The following is a 17,736-nucleotide window of genomic DNA, read 5'->3' as shown; positions in this document are numbered from 1 at the left end:
CCTGATGGTGCCGCACCCGTGGGGGGTTGGTTATGCCCCTGCCCCGGATTCGCGCGCGCAATCCACCGCCGTGCCGCCCTTCTCGCAGCGACCGGTTCGCGGCGTTCGTCCCGGGACGGAGGGGCCGGTACCGGGCACGGGCCCCGCCGCCTCCGGGTCACTTCACCTTCCGGCGGAACGGCCCGAGCCCGCCGGTACCGGCTTCGTGCAGCCCTTCACGCCCGTCACGGTGGTCCCGCACGCCGTGATCTTCGCCGGGTCCCCGGTCACCGGGACCATCGCGGTGTACGCGTCGCCGTCCTGCCCGGCCTTCGCCGTCTCCGTACGGCCCGCCGAACTGATGGAAGCCCGGTCGCCGGGCGCCGCTCCGGTGACACGGGCCCAGGCGGCGCCGCACACCTTGCTGTACCGCACCTCGACCAGGGAGCGCCCGGCCGTACCGCGCGACGTGCTGTCGGCGTTCCGGCCGCCGCACCCCATCGCCTCGGGGTCCTTGCCCGCGCAGTCCGCCCCCGCGCACTTCACCCCGGCCGGCAGCACCGGTTTCTTGCTCGCGGACGCCGACGCCGTCGGCGCGGCCTGCTTGCCCCCTTCCTTGGCGTTCACGTCCAGCAGCAGCACCGCGGCGGCGATCACGAGCAGCGCGCCGACGACACCGGCCAGGAACATCGTGATGCGACGGCGGCGCAGCTGCCGGTCGGCGGCGTCGGTGGCGGGGGCGGCGCCGGGGCCGGGGGCGGCCGGACCGGCGGCCTCGGCCCGCGGGGTGTCGTACCGGGGGGCCTGGCCGGCGGGGTCCGCGCCCCCGTAGTCGGCCATGCGGGGCCACGCCGCACGGTCGGGCCGGTCGGTGCCGTTCCCGTCCGCGGGCGGCGCCGCTGCTCCGGCGGCGGGCTCCGGCGGCGGCATGGCCGGTGGCGCGGGAGGGGCAGGCGGGGCCGAGGGGGCGGGCGAGGGCTTGGGCGGCACGGTCAGGCCGGGGAAGTCCGCGCTGGACGGCAGCTCGTCGCCGCGCCCCTGGTCCGGCTTGCGGTCCTGGGACTTGTCCTTGCCCCGTTCCTTGGCCTTCTCCTTGGTACGGGACTTCGCCTTGTCCGGGGCGGGGCCGAACTCCCCCAGCGCGGCCCGCGCCTGCGCCACCCGGATCGCCTCCATGGTGACGTCGTGCCGCATCTCCGAACGGCTCCAGGCGCGTTCGGCCAGCTCCCACATCGTGGTGAGGTGCCCGGCGTGCGCGCCGGTCGCCTCGGCCAGCGCCACCACCGCGCGCTGCGGCGGCAGCAACCGCCCGTTGAGGTAGCGCTCCCACGACGTCTTGCTGTAGCCGGTACGGTCCGCGACGGCGGCCACACTCAGACCGCTGCGCTCCACGAGCCTGCGCAGCTGACTGGCGAACTCCTTCACCTGCGGATCGAGTTCTTCCGGTAGCGCCCTCCAGCGAGGCATTGCCTCCCCCTAACCCCCCGTATGCGCCTGCTTGCGCCCGTTCAGTGCCCTTACGTTCACTCGCCCGCCGGAACAGACCCCCCGCCGCCCGCTCCGGTGGTTACTCACAGGGATGCTCAGAGCCAGGATGCCAGTTCCCATCTCAGGGGCGCAGGAGAGCATCAGGGCAGCGGACACGCGGTTGTGCACCCCCGTACACTTCCGCGCGCTCGCCTCACAGGGCCGCGCAGGGCCTCAGTTGGACCTTCAGGGGGCCTCGGAAGGGAAGCACTCGTCGGCCATCGCCTTCTGCAGCCCTACGTCGAGTGCGTCGAGGAACTCCTCCGTGGACAGGTAGGGCTGGTTCTCCGAGACGAGCAGGGCCAAGTCCTTGGTCATCCGGCCGCCTTCGACGGTTTCCACGCAGACCCGCTCCAGGGTCCGGGCGAAGCGGGTGACCTCGGGGGTGCCGTCCAGCTCGCCGCGGTGGGCCAGGCCGCGGGTCCAGGCGTAGACCGAGGCGATCGGGTTGGTCGAGGTGGGCCTGCCCTGCTGGTGGTGCCGGTAGTGCCGGGTCACCGTGCCGTGCGCGGCCTCGGCCTCGACGGTCCGGCCGTCGGCCGACATCAGGACCGAGGTCATCAGGCCGAGCGAGCCGAAGCCCTGCGCCACGACGCCGGACTGGACGTCCCCGTCGTAGTTCTTGCAGGCCCAGACGTAGCCGCCCGGCCAGGTGAGGGCCGCGGCGACCATGTCGTCGATCAGCCGGTGCTCGTAGGTCAGGCCCCGGGCGTCGAAGTCGGCCTTGAACTCGGCGTCGAAGACCTCCTGGAAGAGGTCGCGGAACCGGCCGTCGTACTTCTTGAGGACCGTGTTCTTCGTGGACAGGTACACCGGGTACGAGCGGGCCAGGCCGTAGCGGAACGAGGCGCGCGCGAAGTCGCGGACCGACGCGTCGTGGTCGTACATGGCGAGCGCGACACCGGGGCCGGGGAAGTCGTGGACCTCCAGCTCGACCGGGTCGCCGTCGTCGCGGGGCGTGTAGGTCAGGGTGAGGGTGCCGGGGCCCGGGACCTTCAGGTCGGTGGCGCGGTACTGGTCGCCGAAGGCGTGCCGGCCGACGACGATCGGCTCGGTCCAGCCGGGGACCAGGCGCGGCACGTTCGCCATGATGATCGGCTCGCGGAAGACGACGCCGCCGAGGATGTCGCGGATGGTGTCGTTGGGCGATCGGTACATCGCCTTCAGGCCGAACTCCTCGACCCGCGCCTCGTCCGGGGTGATGGTGGCGCACTTGACGCCGGCCCCGTGCTTCTCGATCGCGTGCGCGGCGTCGACGGTGACCTGGTCGCCGGTGGCGTCGCGGTTCTCGATACCCAGGTCGAAGTAGTCCAGCTCGACGTCGAGGTGGGGCAGGATCAGCCGGTTCCTGATGGAGGACCAGATGATGCGGGTCATCTCGTCGCCGTCCAGCTCGACGACGGGCTGGGCAACCTTGATCTTGGCCATGGGGCGCCAAGCTACTCGGCCGCGGTACGCCCCGGCCGCCCCTGAGGGCGGCGCGCGGGCGGACGTCACGCGAATGGCGTGGGCGAGCCGCGCGGCGCCCCGGCTCACCAGACCGTGAAGTGCACCAGGTCGTCCAGGAACGGGATCTTCAGCCACGGCTTGGGCTGCGCCATCAGGGCGAGCAGGACGATGGCCAGGCCCAGCCCGCCGTAGGTCGCCATGTCCGTGAACCGGGACCGTACGGCCAGCATGCCCACCTTCGGCAGCACCCGGCGCAGCACCGCCCCGGCCAGCAGGGACAGGCCGATCAGGAGCGTCCCGATACGGAAGCCGTCGAGGGCGACGACGAGCAGGCCGAGGGCCACGCCGCCCATGACGGCCAGCAGCGGCCACTGCCGGGCCGGCGGCGCGGCGCTGCCGGGGGCGGTGCGGCCGCCGCCCTCCGGCCGCGCGGTGTCGGTGGTGATCCGCGGGAAGCGGCGCGAGGGCCGCTGCGGTTCGGAGGCGCCGTCCGCGTGCGCTTCGGCACTCATGGGTGGCAGTCCCTTTCCGTATCCGTTCCGGTGCTGCGTCGGTGGCGGTCTCAGCCTGCGGCGCGCTCGGCGGCCTCGACGACGTTGACCAGCAGCTGGGCGCGGGTCATCGGGCCGACGCCGCCCGGGTTCGGCGAGATCCAGCCCGCGACCTCGGCGACGCCGGGGTGCACATCGCCGACGATCTTGCCGTTCTCGTCCCGGCTGACGCCGACGTCCAGGACGGCGGCGCCCGGCTTGACGTCCTCCGGCTTGATGATGTGCGGCACGCCCGCGGCGGCCACGATGATGTCCGCCTGCTTGAGCTGCGCGGCCAGGTCGCGGGTGCCGGTGTGGCACTGGGTGACGGTGGCGTTCTCGGACTTGCGGGTCAGCAGCAGCGGGATGGAGCGCCCGACGGTGATGCCGCGGCCGACCACGACCACGTGCGCCCCGTTGATCACCACGCCGTGGTGGCGGAGCAGCTGGATGATGCCGTACGGGGTGCACGGCAGCGGCCCCTCGACGCCCAGCACCAGGCGGCCCAGGCTCATCGGGTGCAGGCCGTCGGCGTCCTTGGCCGGGTCCATCAGCTCCAGGACGCGGTTGGTGTCGATGCCCTTGGGCAGCGGAAGTTGGACGATGTAGCCGGTGCAGGCCGGGTCCTCGTTCAGCTCCCGTACGACGGCCTCGATCTCCTCCTGCGTCGCGGTGTCCGGCAGTTCCTTCTGAATGGAGGCGATGCCGACCTGGGCGCAGTCGCGGTGCTTGCCGTTGACGTACCAGCGGCTGCCCGGGTCGTCGCCGACCAGGAGGGTGCCGAGGCCGGGCGTGACGCCCTTGGCCTTCAGTGCCTCCACGCGGACGGCGAGTTCGGACTTGATCGCGGCGGCGGTGGCCTTGCCATCGAGAATCTGGGCGCTCATACCCCCATCCTCCCGGATGAGGCCACTTCCGTTCCAATCAGGGCGCGCTATCGGAGCGCGCTATGGCCGCTGACAAGAGCGATGACCGGAGATGACCGAAATGCATTCCCGGATTCGATCATTGCGCTTGCACAACGCAACAGCCTCTTGACTGGACAACGATAATGCGCAACTAGAAGTATTGCCGTTCAGTGCCGCAGGCAACATCGGGGGGCGGGCCACTATCGCTACTTTTCCTCCGAGCATGCCCTGCCGTCCCCCACTGGACACAACGGAGGAAATCAGCCAATGAGCTTTGGCGACCCGAACAACCCGTACGGCCAGCCGCCCCAGGGGCAGCCCGGCCCGTACGGCCAGCCGCCGCAGGCCCCGTACGGCCAGCAGGCGCCCCCGCAGGGCCAGCCGGGCTACGGTTACCCGCAGCAGGCCCCGCAGCCGCAGCCGGGCTACGGCTACCCCCAGCAGCCGCCGCAGGGCGCTCCCCAGCAGCCGTACGGCCAGCCGCAGGTGCCGCAGCAGCAGCCGTACGGCTACCCGCAGCAGCAGGTGCCCTACGGCCAGCAGCCCGGAATGCCGGGTATGGGCATGCCGCAGGGTTACGCGAGCTGGGGTGCGCGCGTCGGCGCCGCCCTGCTGGACGGCCTGATCGTGGGTGCGCTCCCGGTCATCCTGTACATCATCGCGGGCGTCGTCACCGCGAGCTCCACCACCAGCACGCGACCGGACACGTCCTACTGCGGCACCAACTACCAGTGCATCCAGGACGCCTACGACGACGCCGTCGGCGTTCCGGTCTTCGCGATCATCCTGATCGTGATCGCCGCCCTGACCGCGCTCTGCGGCGGCATCTTCCTGCTCGTCAAGGAAGGCTCCACCGGCCAGACCCCGGGCAAGAAGGCGCTGCACATCCGCGTGGTCCGCGAGGCCACCGGCCAGCCGCTCGGCTTCGGCATGGCCCTCGTCCGCAAGATCTGCCACGCGGTGGACGCCCCGCTGTGCGGTCTCGGCTACTGGTGGCCGCTGTGGGACGACAAGTCGCAGACCTTCGCCGACAAGATCGTCGGCTCGGTGGTAGTCCGCAGCCAGTAAGCAGCACGAACGCCACCCGGGGCCCCCTAGGGCCTGTCGTCGGATTCCCGCCTGCCGCGCGGCGCCTTGCGATCGCACGCACCAGACGTCGCGCGGCCCGCCCTCCGGGCGAAACGACGCGAATCCGACGACAGGCCCTTGCACAAATTCGCGCGAGGGGGCCTTCTCCGGCCCGTAGGCTCTTACCGATCTCCTACATCACCCGGTACCGCCGGAACCGTGCAGCACCGGCTGACACCGGATCACACCGCTCGAAGGACACCGCTCGTGAGTTACCCGAACCAGAACCCGTACGGCCCGCCCCAGGGCCAGCCCCAGGGCCCGCCCCAGCCCCAGTACGGCTACCCGCAGCAGCAGCCGATGCAGCAGCAGCCCTACGCCCCGTTCCCCGCGGGCCCCGTGGGCCCGGGCGGCATGCCCGGCATACCTGCGCCGAACCAGATGCCCGGCAGCATCAAGGCCGCCCGCGTCATGCTCTACGTCCTCGCCGTCACGGGCGTCATCGGCATCATCATGATGACCGTCGGCCTGAACAAGCTGAGCAGCACCTCGTCGCAGTACAGCGGCCTGGGCGGGGACACCGAGGGCCTCTTGAACGCGGGCAAGGGCATGATGGTCTTCTGCATGATCCTCATGGCGGCCTACGCGGCGGTCGCGCTGGTGCTCGCGCTCCAGTACTCCAAGGGCGCCAACGGCATCCGCATCGGCACGATCATCTTCGGGGCCGTGTCGATCCTGTGCAGCATTCCCTTCGCCATCGCGATCTACGGCATCCCGAACTTCGTGATGTCCATCCTCATCATCGTCTTCGCGGCCAAGCAGGACGGCCAGGCGTGGTTCACGCGCCCGCGCTACTGACCCGCCCGCGCCGGCCGGACACGCCCGGCGCACACGCCGAGGCCCGCCTCCCGCAGCACACGGGAGACGGGCCTTTCGCGTCGGTGCGGCTCAGTGGAAGAAGTGCCGCGTCCCCGTCAGGTACATCGTCACGCCGGCCGCCTTCGCGGCCTCGATCACCTGCTCGTCGCGGACCGAACCGCCGGGCTGCGCCACGGCCTTGACGCCCGCCTCCAGCAGCACCTCCAGCCCGTCGGGGAAGGGGAAGAAGGCGTCGGAGGCGGCGTAGGAGCCGCGCGCCCGCTCCTCGCCGGCCCGCTGCACCGCCAGCTTCGCCGAGTCCACCCGGTTGACCTGGCCCATGCCGACGCCGACCGTCGCGCCGTCCTTGGCGAGCAGGATCGCGTTGGACTTCACGGCGCGCGACGCCCGCCAGGCGAAGGCCAGTTCGGCCAGCTCACCGTCGCTCAGCGGCTCACCCGCCGCCAGCGTCCAGTTGGCCGGGTCGTCGCCCTCGGCCTGGAGGACGTCCTTGACCTGTGCCAGGCCGCCGCCGTCGATCGGCTTGAACTCGGCGGGCGGCTGCGGGCCCTCGGGGCAGCGCAGCACCCGGATGTTCTTCTTGCGGGACAGCACCTCGACGGCGCCGTCCTCGTAGCCGGGGGCGACGATGACCTCGGTGAAGATCTCCGCGACCTGCTCGGCCATCGCCACGGACACCGGGCGGTTGACGGCGATGACGCCGCCGAAGGCGGACAGCGAGTCGCAGGCGTGTGCCTTGCGGTGCGCCTCCGCGACGTCGTCGCCGATCGCGATGCCGCACGGGTTGGCGTGCTTGATGATCGCCACGCAGGGCTCGGTGTGGTCGTACGCGGCCCGGCGCGCGGCATCGGTGTCCGTGTAGTTGTTGTACGACATCTCCTTGCCGTGCAGCTGCTCGGCCTCGGCCAGGCCGCCGCAGCCGCCGGTGTACAGGGCCGCCGCCTGGTGCGGGTTCTCGCCGTAGCGCAGCACGTTCTTGCGCTCGTACGTCACGCCGAGGAAGCCGGGGAACTCCCCGCCGTCGCCCGCGTAGTCACCCGCGAACCAGGAGGCCACGGCCACGTCGTACTCGGCGGTGTGCCGGAACGCCTCGGCGGCCAGCCGCTTGCGGGACGCCAGGTCGAAGCCGCCGTCCGCGGCCGCCTTGAGCACGTCCTCGTAGCGGTCCGGGTTGACGACCACGGCCACCGACGGGTGGTTCTTGGCGGCGGCGCGCACCATCGAGGGCCCGCCGATGTCGATCTGCTCCACGCACGCGTCCGGTCCGGCGCCGGAGGCCACGGTGTCGCCGAACGGGTAGAGGTTGACGACCACCAGGTCGAACGGCTCCACGCCCAGCTCGTCGAGCTGGCGCCGGTGGTCCTCCAGGCGCAGGTCGGCGAGGATGCCCGCGTGCACCTTGGGGTGCAGCGTCTTGACCCGGCCGTCCAGGCACTCGGGGAAGCCGGTCAGCTCCTCGACCCTGGTCACCGGGACGCCGGCCGCGGCGATCTTCGCGGCCGTCGAGCCCGTCGAGACGAGCCGGACGCCCGCCGCGTGCAGCCCCTGGGCCAGTTCTTCGAGGCCCGTCTTGTCGTAGACGCTGACCAGCGCCCGGCGGATGGGCCGCTTCGTTGCTTCGGCGGTCACGGGATCAGTACCTTTCGTCCCTCAATGCGGTAGCCGTGCCGGGCCAGACGCCCCACGACCTCGACGAGCAGCTTGCGCTCGACTTCCTTGATGCGCTCGTGCAGCGCGGATTCGTCGTCCTCGTCCCGGATCTCGACCGCTGACTGGGCGATGACCGGGCCGGTGTCGACGCCGTCGTCGACGAAGTGGACGGTGCACCCGGTGACCTTGGCGCCGTACGCGAGGGCCTCGCGCACGCCGTGGGCACCGGGGAAACTCGGCAGCAGGGCCGGATGCGTGTTGACGATCCGGCCGCCGTGGCGGGCGAGGAACTCCTTGCCCAAAATCTTCATGAAGCCGGCCGAGACGACGAGGTCGGGCTCGTACGCGGCGGTGGCCTCGGCCAGCGCGCGGTCCCAGGCGGCCCGGTCGGCGTGGTCCTTGACCCGGCACACGAAGGTCGGCAGCCCGGCCCGCTCGGCGCGCTCCAGCCCGGCGATGCCGTCGCGGTCGGCGCCGACGGCCACCACTTCGGCCCCGTACGCCCGGCCTCCCTCGGCGGCGACCGCGTCGAGCAGTGCCTGCAGGTTCGTGCCGGAACCGGAGACGAGGACGACGATCCGCGCCGGGGAAGCGGCGGGAACGGCGAAGGACGAAGAAGCGGAGGCCACGGCGGAGCTCTTTCTCGCGCGGTGCTGCTGTACGGCGGTGTGCGGTGTTGTGCGGTCGTACAAAACCATGGGTCGCCGGAAACCGGGGAACCCTACGAAGGCGCCGACCGTCAGCAACGATACCGGCACACCGCGCGGCCCCCACGGGACGGGGGCGCACGCGGGAGGTAGCGTCGGGCGTGAGAACGCACGCTGTTCGTGGTATCCGCCCGCCCGGCCCACCTGTCGGACGTACGGACGAGACAAGGGGAAGACACACTCCAGATGCCGGACCGACGCCGCCGCGCGGCTCTCCTCCTCCCTCCCCCAGCCATCGCTGGGAGGTGCCCCCAGCCCGCCGCCGCTCCCGGGGCGGTGCTGCTGCGCGAGCGCAAGCAGTCCTCCGATTCCGCGGGCGCTCCGGGTTCGCCGGGCCGGCCGGGCTCGTCGGGCACCGGTGGTTCTCCCGGCTCGCCGGAGCCGGCCGGGTCCCCGGATTCGCCGGACGGGGCCGCTGATGCGACGGACGGTGCGGGCCCGGCAGGGGATGCCGGGACGCCCGCCCGGGAGCGGGCCCACAGCCGGCCCTCGGGCCGGGGCCGCAACCGGGAGCAGGACCGCGACAACCCGTTCGCGCCGCCGCCCGCCGACGCCCCCGACCAGCTGTGGCAGCCCCGCCACCCGCAGCAGGGCCAGGGGCAGGACGGCGAGCAGGAGCAGTCGGGAGACCGGCAGCCGTCCGCGTGGGGCAGCCAGTGGAGCAGCCGGCAACCGGGCCGCCAGGGCGGCGGCTTCGGTACGCGGCAGGGCGGCGGCCGCGGCGGCCAGCAGGGGCCGGGCGGCCAGGGCGGCCCCGGCGGCCCCGGCGGGCTGCGCTGGGACCCGACCGACCCGGCACAGCGCCGCGCCCGCTACGCGCTGCTCGCCGGCATGTGGGGCTTCTTCTTCGTCCTGTTCAACCTGCCGGAGATCGCTCTGCTGCTGGCCGCCCTCGCCCTGTACTGGGGCATCAGTTCGCTGCGCGCCAAGCCGGCCCGCGCGGGCGGCGGCGCGCGGGCCACCGCCGCCGACGTCTCGGGGCAGGCCCCGCCCCGTACGGATGCCGCAGGCACTTCCACCGCGGGCCCCTCGTCGGCACCGGGCTCCACCCGGCCGCAGACGACGGCGGCGGTGGCCGGTCTGGTCACGGCCTCGCTGGCGCTGGTCATGGTGGCGGCGTCCTTCACGCTCCAGTTCGTCTACCGCGACTACTTCACGTGCGTGAACGACGCGCTGACCAAGTCCGCCGCGCAGTCCTGCGAGAAGCTGCTGCCCGAGCAGCTGCGTCCGCTGCTCAGCGCCCAGCGGGAATAGCCCGGCAGGGGCCCTGCCGGCCCAAAATCTCCTCAGCCGCCGCCTTCTGGAGCGGCGGCTGAGGCGTTTCCGGAGGTCGCGGCGGGCGCGGTGGCCGGCTCCTCGTACGGGAAGTCCGTCTCCTGCTCCCTCGGCAGGACGGGGTCGAACTCCGTCATCAGGCCGCCGGACGAGGCGCGGAGTGCCGACCAGCGGGCCCGGCGGGTGCCGGTGTCGTGCCAGGGCTGCTGCGGGCGGGGTTCCGCGCCGGGGCCGTCCTCGTAGGCGCAGCCGTAGTCGCGGTCGTGGGCGTAGTCGTACGGTTCCGGGCATTCGGGGGCGCGGCGCAGCGGACGGGCCGCCGTACGGCCCAGTGTCCGCCCGCAGAAGCGGGCCGCGGCCCACACCAGACGCCCGGCACCCAGGGCCGCCTTGGCGAGCCACCGCAGGGCGCGCGCGACCCGCGTACGGAACTTCACACGCGGCCTCGGCGCGGGCTTCGGCGGCCGGGGCGCGCCGCGCAGCCACCAGGCGCGCACGACGAGGGCTCCCGGGACACCGACGAAGGCCGTCCAGCCGGTAGCCGCCGCCCCTGTCTGCCACCAGCCGGGACCGAAGTGGGACAGCGCCGAGTTGCCCAGCGCGCCGCCCGCCAGCCCGGCGAGCGACGCCGACACCGCCCCGCAGGCGAGTGCGCCGAGTCCGGCGGCCGCGGCCGTCTCCCGCCAGCCGGCCCACCCGGCGGCCACGGCCGCGTCCCAGGACTCCGCGGCGGCCGCTTTCGGCGGGGACGCGCCGTCCGCCGCCGTCCGGGCCGCCGCCGCGTACGCCTTCGTGGTGAGCGTGGCGTACCTGGCCAGCGCCACCCCGGCGGCGAGCGGTACGGCCGCGGTCAGCCAGTGCAGCGGTCCCGCGCCGCCCGCTTCCGGAACCAGGCCGAACAGCGGGAAGTGCGGCAGCGCCGGATACCCGGCGGCGCCGAGCGGCCCGGCCGTGCTCCCCGCGCCGAGCGTGAAGCCCGGACCGAGCCCGTACGCCAGCCCCCACACGACGGCGTTCGGCAGCAGGACGAGGCTGAGCAGCAGCACGGTGCACCGGCCCGCCCAGTCGGGGGCGAGGGCGAGGAATTCGGCGCGGACCACGGGTGCGTGCCAGCCGAGGGCGAGGAGTACCAGCAGCGCGCCGCCGAGCAGCAGCGCCAGGAGGCCCGCGGCGCCCGCGCGCAGCGCGGCGGTCAGCCGCGGGCCCTCCAGTGCGGCCCGCAGTCCGGGCGGCAGCCCTTCGCGGACACGCTGGACCGGTCCGGGCAGCGGCACGAAGGCATCCCGGCCGACGGCGTGCCAGGCCGCGACGGCGAGGGTCACCGCGGCGGCCGACGGTACGTACAGCAAGGCGCTCAGCGGCTCGACGTGCAGCGGGCCCGCCGAGGCGTACAGCAGGGCGGCGGCCGCGACGAGCAGGTAGCCCGCCAGTACCCAGCCGAGGAGGAGCCGGGGGCCGGGCTCCGGGTCGATGTCCTCGGGGTGGAGGAGGCCGGGGCCGGTGGGGGCCGGCGGCTCCTCGGGCTCGCCCGGGTCGGCGCGGTCCGGACCGGAGGCCGGGGCCGGGTCCGGGCCCGCCGGTTCGGGACGCGCGTCCGTGGCCGGGCCCGTGCCCCGGCCCGCGCCGGTGTCGCCGCAGGCCGGGGATTCGAGGATGTGACGCGCCGACCGGTACAGCAGCCAGACGGGCAGGACCGTCAGGAGCAGCGGTGTCACGGCGACGGGCGACGGGTCGCCGGAGAGCGTCACGCCCCGTACGAGATCGCTTCCGTGGGCGAGAAACCACAGGTCGGCGGCGAGATGCAGGGCTCTGGACGGGTCGCTGTCCGGGTACGGGGAGGCCACCCAGAGCAGCAGTACCGCGACGGCGAACGCGCCGAGCCCGAGCCCGGCGGCCAGCACGCCGCCGACGAAGGCGGTGCCGAGCGCGGCGGACCGCTGGGTGGCGGCGCGGCCGCGCGACGACAACGTCGGGCCGCGGTCGGTCAATTGGCTCACGCCGCCATGCTGCCAACAACACACGATTCATCCATGGAGCAGGCGTTTGCCGGACGTGTCGCTCAATATATGCTTATGCACCTTTTCACACCGCCGAGCCGCCCGAAGGCCACCACCTCTCCGGGCGCCCCCGCCACCGCCTCGGACGCCCCCACGGCCGCCGCGGCACCGGACGCGCCGCCAGAAGGCCCGCCCGCTCCATGCCTTGACGCCGCGTCACCCAGCCCCACCGCCACCCCCGCCGCCGCTTTCGACGCCCTGTACGTACGGCACGCACCCGACCTGACCCGCCAGGCGATCGTGCTCACCGGCCACTGCCCTCTCTCTCAGGAGGCCGTCGAACGGTCGTTCCAGGCGGCCTGGCAGCGCTGGCCCGAGATGGCAGTGGACCCGGACCCTCCAGGACGTATCCGGGCCATGGTCCACGAGTACGCGCTGTCACCCTGGCACCGCATGCGCCCCGGCATGCGGACCGCGCAGCGGCCGACCCCCAAGGCGCCCGCCCCACCGCCCGCCACTCCCCCGCAGCGCGCGCTGCGGGACGCCGTACTGAGCCTGCCCGCCCCGTACCGGCGCGCCCTGCTCCTCCACGACGGCCTCGGCCTGGACCTGAGCGAGACGGCCGCGGAGGTCGAGGCCAGCACGCCGGCGACGGCCGGGCGGCTGACACACGCGCGGCAGGTCATCGCCGACCGGCTGCCGGAACTCGGCCTGACACAGGCGACACCTGTACGCCAGGGAGAGATCCTGCGCGAGCGGCTGGCCGAACTCGCCGCCACCCAGCCGGTGGCGCCACCGGATGCCGGGGTCGTGCGCAACGGCGGCGAGCGCACCGTCAGCCGGATGACGCAGGGCGCGTTCGGGCTCACCGCGCTGATCGCGGTGGCGACCACCTTCACGCTCGTCCAGGAGGCGGGCACCCTCCCCGGCCCGCCGGCCGCGGGGCCCCCGGCGCTGGCCTCCTCCCCCACGCCGGGGACGGCGGCCAAAGGCGGCCGTACGGAGCAGGCGAAGGCGGCGAAGGCGCGGGCGGAGAAGGTGCGGGCGGAGCGGGCCAGGCGCGCACGCGCCCAGCAGGCCGGGGCGTCCGGCGCGGCGCGCGGGAGGGCCGTGGGGGCGGGCCAGGGCGTCCCGCAGGCCCGTTAGGGCCATGGCGCGCCCGTGCGCACGAAAAGCGCGGGCCCGCACTCCCCGGAGGGAGTACGGGCCCGCGCCGATGCGTACCTGGGTCAGCCGACCAGGATCTCGCGCGCCAGGCGCGCGGTCTCCGACGGGGTCTTGCCGACCTTGACGCCGGCGGCCTCCAGGGCCTCCTTCTTCGCCTGGGCGGTGCCGGAGGAGCCGGAGACGATGGCGCCGGCGTGGCCCATGGTCTTGCCCTCGGGCGCGGTGAAGCCCGCGACGTAGCCGACGACCGGCTTGGTGACGTTGGCCTTGATGAAGTCGGCCGCACGCTCCTCGGCGTCGCCGCCGATCTCACCGATCATGACGATCAGCTCGGTCTCCGGGTCGGCCTCGAAGGCCTCCAGAGCGTCGATGTGGGTGGTGCCGATGACCGGGTCGCCACCGATGCCGACGGCCGAGGTGAAGCCGATGTCGCGCAGCTCGTACATCATCTGGTAGGTCAGCGTGCCGGACTTCGACACCAGACCGATGCGGCCGGGCTTGGTGATGTCGCCCGGGATGATGCCGGCGTTGGACTGGCCGGGGGTGATCAGGCCGGGGCAGTTCGGGCCGATGATGCGGGTCTTGTTGCCCTTGCTCGACGCGTACGCCCAGAAGGCGGCGGAGTCGTGCACCGCGATGCCCTCGGTGATCACGACGGCCAGGCCGATCTCGGCGTCGATCGCCTCGACGACGGCGGCCTTGGCGAACTTCGGCGGCACGAAGATGACGGACACGTCGGCGCCGGTCTTCTCCATCGCCTCGGCGACCGAGCCGAAGACGGGTACGGAGGTCCCGTCGAAGTCGACCTCGGTGCCCGCCTTGCGCGGGTTCACGCCGCCGACGATGTTGGTGCCGTCGCCCAGCATGAGCTTGGTGTGCTTCATGCCCGTGGCACCGGTCATGCCCTGGACGATGACCTTGCTGTCCTTGGTGAGGAAGATAGCCATGGTGGTCTGAGTCCCTCTATCCCTTACTTCGCAGCCGCGGCGAGCTCGGCGGCCTTGTCGGCCGCGCCGTCCATGGTGTCCACACGCTGGACCAGCGGGTGGTTGGCGTCGCTCAGGATCTTGCGACCCAGCTCCGCGTTGTTGCCGTCCAGGCGGACGACCAGCGGCTTGGTGACGTCCTCGCCCTTGGACTTGAGCAGCTCCAGGGCCTGGACGATGCCGTTGGCGACCTCGTCGCAGGCGGTGATGCCGCCGAAGACGTTGACGAAGACGGACTTGACGTCCGGGTCGCCGAGGATGATCTCCAGGCCGTTCGCCATGACCTCGGCGGAGGCGCCGCCACCGATGTCGAGGAAGTTGGCGGGCTTGACGTTGTCGTGCTTCTCACCGGCGTACGCGACGACGTCCAGGGTGCTCATGACGAGACCCGCGCCGTTGCCGATGATGCCGACCTGGCCGTCCAGCTTGACGTAGTTCAGGCCCTTGGCCTTGGCGGCGGCCTCCAGCGGGTTGGCCGCGGCCTTGTCCTCCAGGGCCTCGTGCTCCGGCTGGCGGAAGTCGGCGTTCTCGTCGAGCGAGACCTTGCCGTCCAGGGCCAGGATGCGGCCGTCCTTGGTCTTCACCAGCGGGTTGACCTCGACGAGGAGCGCGTCCTCGGCGACGAAGGTCTTCCACAGGGTCACCATGGCCTCGGCGACGCCCTCGGCCACCTCGGCCGGGAACTTCGCCTGGGCCACGATCTCGCGGGCCTTCTCGATGTCCACGCCTTCGACGGCGTTGACCGGAACCTTCGCGAGGGCCTCGGGGGTCTTCTCCGCGACCTCCTCGATGTCCATGCCGCCCTGCACCGAGGCCATGGCCAGGAAGGTGCGGTTGGTGCGGTCGAGGAGGTACGAGACGTAGTACTCCGCCTCGATCTCCGGGGACAGCTCGGCGATCATCACCTTGTGGACCGTGTGGCCCTTGATGTCCATGCCGAGGATGTCCGTCGCACGGGCGACGGCCTCGTCCGGGTTCGCGGCCAGCTTCACGCCGCCGGCCTTGCCGCGGCCGCCGACCTTCACCTGCGCCTTGACGACGGACTTGCCGCCGAGGCGCTCGGTCGCCGCGCGTGCCGCCTCAGGCGTGTCGATGACTTCACCGGCCAGCACCGGTACACCGTGCTTGGCGAAGAGGTCCCTCGCCTGGTACTCGAACAGGTCCACGCGCGTCCGTCCCTTGTCTACTCAGAATCGCCGTAGTGATCGCGGTTCGTTGTCTGCATGGGCGTGCCGCGAAGGGCAACGTGACTGCGCTGTCACTGAGGGAGGCGTACACGGTGGCCGGTACGCGGCATGTCCGTCTCGCAGGTTATCCCCGCAGGACCGGGGTCCCTAAATCGCAGATCACACTGCGGCGGTGATAACAGTCACAGAGACGGCGGTCACAGGTCACAGAGGGGTACGGGCGGGTGGCCGCCAGGTGGACGGCCTGCCCGCCCGTCCGGTCCCGCGCACAGCGCGAAGCCGGGTGGCTCCCTCCCCACGGGAAGCCACCCGGCTGTTCACTCACCTGCGTCACGGGCGGCGGTACGGACGTACGGCACACCACCCTGTGCGTGCGCCCCGCCGCCTGCCGGTGACGGTCAGACGCCCTGGGCCGGAAGGGCCGGAAGGGCCGGGAGCGACGTGGTGCCCGGGAGAGTCGGCAGCGCCGGGATGTTGGCCGGGTTGGTCAGGTCGCCGGGGACGGCGGGCAGGGCGGGCACGGCGGGCAGGGTCTGGCCCGGAAGCACGTCCTGCGCACCCGCGGTGACGCCGCCGGCGATACCGGTCGCGTCGTTCTTGACGGTGCCGACCAGGCCCTGCGCGAACGGAGTGGCGTCCGTGGCCACGCCCTGCACGAAGGTCTGCGCACCGCCCGCGACGCCCTGCGCGAACGGGTTCGCCTGGCCCGCCGCGTCACCGGCGAGCAGGCCGACGCCGCCGACGGCGCCCTGGGCGACCGGCACGACCTTGCCGACGACGCGCTGGGCGACGGGCGGCAGGACGTCGGCGGTGGTGCTGTCGACGACCGGGCGGGTGGTGGCCAGAGCGCCCTGCGCGGTGTCGGTCACCTTGCCGAGGTCGGCGGTCTTGGGGAGGTCGCCGACCTTGCCGAGGTCGGCGACCTTGCCCAGGTCAGCAGCCTTGCCCAGGTCACCGGCCTGGCCCAGGCCGTCGGTCGCGGGCAGGTTCGGGGTGGCGGGCAGGTTCTTGGTGGGGAGCCCCTTGGCGGGCAGGTCCTTCGTGGGGAGGCTGCCGGTCGGCAGGTCCTGGGTGTGGACGTCGCCGCCGGTGACCTGGCCGGCCACGTCACCGGCGGGCAGCTTGCCCACCGTGTCGGTGACCGCGCCGGTGGCGGGCAGGTCGGCGGTGCCGGGAAGGCCGGCGGCGTTGGCGGCGACGGAGCCCAGGGCCCACAGGCCGGAAGCGGCGGCGGCTACGACGATGGAACGACGGATGTGCGTACGCATGATGAGGGAAGTCCTTCGAATTCAGGGATCGACGGGCAGACCTGTCCCGCCCCCGCGCGGCAGGTCCTGAGCAGACGCGAGGTCTGCGGACGGGGGAACTCAGACGCTGGAGGTCTGAAGGTCTGCCCTAGCCCGGGAATTCGAGGATGTCCGCGGCACGCTGCCGCGTCGGCGGCTCGGCGGCCGCGAGGACGCCTCCGGGCACCAGCCCGAAGTGCGCGGGATGCACCGGTACGGCCGCGAACTGGTCCCCACCGCGCGGGCCGTGGCCGTCGCCGGCGGTGTGCGAGGCCGAGGGAGCGGGCCCCTGCGGGAGCGGGCCGGGAAGGCCGCCAGACCCTTGGCCCGGCTGCTGCTCCGACGCCGAACCGGCACGCTGCGCGGGCTGCGGCGAGGCGTCACGAAGTCCGCTCATACGCGCCCAAGTTGGCGCGCAATCAAGCGACTTGACACGTGCTGCGTCCTGCTGACCGCCGGTTCCGACGGCGTGCTGCGAACCAAGGCCATGCTGCGGACCGGAACCCTGGTGCGGCTGCTCGCCGCGCCCGTCGTCGCCGCGTCCGCTGTCCCCGCCGCCGTTGCCGTTGTCGTTACCGCCGACACCGGGAATCCGGCCCGGAAGCTCTACGGGAAGCGAGCCCGCGTCGGCCGCTTGGCGCACCTTGCGCACCACGTCCCGTACCGGTGCGGTGACCGGCTCGGTGGCCTGGCCCGCGGCCTCTTCGGCGGCCGGTGCGGTCCGCTCGGCAACGGGCCGTACGGCCTTGCCGACCGGCGTCTGCGTCACCGTGCCCACGGCTGTCTTGCCGCCGCGCTCCAGTTCCCGCCCGGCCTCGGCCGCCGAGGCGTCAACCGACGCCTGCGTAGCCACCGTCCCGACCTGCGGCTTCATGCCCGCCGGGCGGTCCGCCGCGTGCGCACCGCCGCCGAACGCGAGCCCCAGCGCCACGAACCCCGCCAGGAACAGCCCCGCCAGCAGCGCACTCCGCACCACCGCGGTGCGCGGCAGGCGCGCAGCGGCAGGCAGGGCGGGCGCAGCAGACACGGGAAGATCCTTTTCGGCGGGCCGGAGAACGTGTGGGGAGCCAGGGCGCACGGAGGCCGGGGCATGACCGGCTGCGGCTACGCGGCCGGTGCGGGCGGTACGGCCAACACGCTG

At 73.0% G+C, this 17,736-nt stretch carries 15 protein-coding genes; 4 read left to right on the top strand and 11 right to left on the bottom strand.

The annotated features are described in order from the left end of the window. Positions 1-162: 162 nt before the first annotated feature. The 4 genes from ACH4K4_RS10810 to ACH4K4_RS10795 all read right to left on the bottom strand — a co-directional run bounded on the left by ACH4K4_RS10810 (position 163) and on the right by ACH4K4_RS10795 (position 4,372). Positions 163-1,446 (bottom strand): helix-turn-helix domain-containing protein, encoded by a 1,284-nt coding sequence (locus tag ACH4K4_RS10810; RefSeq protein ID WP_398166377.1) that lies wholly within the window; start codon positions 1,444-1,446, stop codon positions 163-165. Positions 1,447-1,692: 246 nt separating this feature from the next. Continuing rightward, positions 1,693-2,934, bottom strand: a complete 1,242-nt coding sequence (locus tag ACH4K4_RS10805; protein WP_398166375.1) for an NADP-dependent isocitrate dehydrogenase — start codon at positions 2,932-2,934, stop codon at positions 1,693-1,695. Between the two features lie 104 nt (positions 2,935-3,038). Then, a complete protein-coding gene (locus ACH4K4_RS10800) occupies positions 3,039-3,467 on the bottom strand; it encodes a DUF3017 domain-containing protein (protein ID WP_360136449.1) in 429 nt (142 codons plus the stop codon). A gap of 50 nt (positions 3,468-3,517) precedes the next feature. Continuing rightward, a complete protein-coding gene (locus ACH4K4_RS10795; RefSeq protein WP_398166374.1) occupies positions 3,518-4,372 on the bottom strand; it encodes a bifunctional methylenetetrahydrofolate dehydrogenase/methenyltetrahydrofolate cyclohydrolase in 855 nt (284 codons plus the stop codon). Positions 4,373-4,660: 288 nt separating this feature from the next. On the opposite strand from ACH4K4_RS10795, the gene ACH4K4_RS10790 reads away from it, so the two are divergent. Together ACH4K4_RS10790 and ACH4K4_RS10785 are read left to right on the top strand one after the other, a co-directional pair. Next, positions 4,661-5,461 (top strand): RDD family protein, encoded by an 801-nt coding sequence (locus ACH4K4_RS10790; protein WP_398166372.1) that lies wholly within the window; start codon positions 4,661-4,663, stop codon positions 5,459-5,461. Positions 5,462-5,728: 267 nt separating this feature from the next. Continuing rightward, on the top strand, positions 5,729-6,319 hold the full coding sequence (locus ACH4K4_RS10785) for a hypothetical protein (RefSeq protein WP_398166370.1): 591 nt from the start codon (positions 5,729-5,731) through the stop codon (positions 6,317-6,319). A gap of 90 nt (positions 6,320-6,409) precedes the next feature. Here the strand turns inward: ACH4K4_RS10785 and purH are convergent, their stop codons facing one another. After that, positions 6,410-7,969 (bottom strand): bifunctional phosphoribosylaminoimidazolecarboxamide formyltransferase/IMP cyclohydrolase, encoded by a 1,560-nt coding sequence (purH, locus tag ACH4K4_RS10780; protein ID WP_398166368.1) that lies wholly within the window; start codon positions 7,967-7,969, stop codon positions 6,410-6,412. Beyond that, complete coding sequence (purN, locus tag ACH4K4_RS10775) at positions 7,966-8,619, bottom strand: phosphoribosylglycinamide formyltransferase (RefSeq protein WP_398166367.1); 654 nt, start codon at positions 8,617-8,619, stop codon at positions 7,966-7,968. The genes purH and purN overlap by 4 nt, the downstream gene beginning before the upstream one ends. Positions 8,620-8,883: 264 nt before the next feature. On the opposite strand from purN, the gene ACH4K4_RS10770 reads away from it, so the two are divergent. Then, positions 8,884-9,951: a hypothetical protein gene (locus tag ACH4K4_RS10770; protein WP_398166365.1), complete on the top strand. Its 1,068-nt coding sequence runs from the start codon at positions 8,884-8,886 to the stop codon at positions 9,949-9,951. A 32-nt stretch (positions 9,952-9,983) separates the two neighbouring features. Here ACH4K4_RS10770 and ACH4K4_RS10765 read toward each other — a convergent pair whose 3' ends face one another. Then, positions 9,984-11,969, bottom strand: coding sequence for a DUF6350 family protein (locus ACH4K4_RS10765; protein WP_398166363.1), 1,986 nt, complete (start codon positions 11,967-11,969; stop codon positions 9,984-9,986). A gap of 75 nt (positions 11,970-12,044) precedes the next feature. On the opposite strand from ACH4K4_RS10765, the gene ACH4K4_RS10760 reads away from it, so the two are divergent. After that, positions 12,045-13,115, top strand: a complete 1,071-nt coding sequence (locus ACH4K4_RS10760) for a hypothetical protein (RefSeq protein ID WP_398166361.1) — start codon at positions 12,045-12,047, stop codon at positions 13,113-13,115. Positions 13,116-13,198: 83 nt separating this feature from the next. Here the strand turns inward: ACH4K4_RS10760 and sucD are convergent, their stop codons facing one another. The 4 genes from sucD to ACH4K4_RS10740 all read right to left on the bottom strand — a co-directional run bounded on the left by sucD (position 13,199) and on the right by ACH4K4_RS10740 (position 17,622). Continuing rightward, positions 13,199-14,083: a succinate--CoA ligase subunit alpha gene (gene sucD / locus ACH4K4_RS10755; protein WP_360136458.1), complete on the bottom strand. Its 885-nt coding sequence runs from the start codon at positions 14,081-14,083 to the stop codon at positions 13,199-13,201. Between the two features lie 23 nt (positions 14,084-14,106). Further along, positions 14,107-15,288: an ADP-forming succinate--CoA ligase subunit beta gene (gene sucC / locus ACH4K4_RS10750; protein ID WP_398166360.1), complete on the bottom strand. Its 1,182-nt coding sequence runs from the start codon at positions 15,286-15,288 to the stop codon at positions 14,107-14,109. Between the two features lie 419 nt (positions 15,289-15,707). Continuing rightward, the gene (locus ACH4K4_RS10745; protein WP_398166358.1) at positions 15,708-16,577 is read right to left on the bottom strand and encodes a hypothetical protein; all 870 of its coding nucleotides are present in this window, start codon (positions 16,575-16,577) and stop codon (positions 15,708-15,710) included. A gap of 127 nt (positions 16,578-16,704) precedes the next feature. Further along, a complete protein-coding gene (locus ACH4K4_RS10740; protein ID WP_398166357.1) occupies positions 16,705-17,622 on the bottom strand; it encodes a hypothetical protein in 918 nt (305 codons plus the stop codon). Positions 17,623-17,736: the final 114 nt, after the last annotated feature.

The sequence above is a fragment of the Streptomyces sp. NPDC017529 genome, from assembly GCF_044329785.1.
In the GTDB taxonomy this organism is placed as follows: Bacteria; Actinomycetota; Actinomycetes; order Streptomycetales; family Streptomycetaceae; genus Streptomyces.
This window is presented reverse-complemented; position numbering and strand designations above follow the sequence as displayed.

What these genes read in the sequence shown, in the direction of transcription:
- ACH4K4_RS10790 (WP_398166372.1), top strand. Translation starts at nt 4,661, where the DNA reads ATGAGCTTTGGCGACCCGAACAACCCGTACGGCCAGCCGCCCCAGGGG.
- ACH4K4_RS10760 (WP_398166361.1), top strand. Translation starts at nt 12,045, where the DNA reads ATGCACCTTTTCACACCGCCGAGCCGCCCGAAGGCCACCACCTCTCCG.
- ACH4K4_RS10795 (WP_398166374.1), bottom strand. Translation starts at nt 4,372, where the DNA reads ATGAGCGCCCAGATTCTCGATGGCAAGGCCACCGCCGCCGCGATCAAG.
- ACH4K4_RS10805 (WP_398166375.1), bottom strand. Translation starts at nt 2,934, where the DNA reads ATGGCCAAGATCAAGGTTGCCCAGCCCGTCGTCGAGCTGGACGGCGAC.
- ACH4K4_RS10800 (WP_360136449.1), bottom strand. Translation starts at nt 3,467, where the DNA reads ATGAGTGCCGAAGCGCACGCGGACGGCGCCTCCGAACCGCAGCGGCCC.
- ACH4K4_RS10745 (WP_398166358.1), bottom strand. Translation starts at nt 16,577, where the DNA reads ATGCGTACGCACATCCGTCGTTCCATCGTCGTAGCCGCCGCCGCTTCC.
- ACH4K4_RS10770 (WP_398166365.1), top strand. Translation starts at nt 8,884, where the DNA reads ATGCCGGACCGACGCCGCCGCGCGGCTCTCCTCCTCCCTCCCCCAGCC.
- sucD (WP_360136458.1), bottom strand. Translation starts at nt 14,083, where the DNA reads ATGGCTATCTTCCTCACCAAGGACAGCAAGGTCATCGTCCAGGGCATG.
- ACH4K4_RS10810 (WP_398166377.1), bottom strand. Translation starts at nt 1,446, where the DNA reads ATGCCTCGCTGGAGGGCGCTACCGGAAGAACTCGATCCGCAGGTGAAG.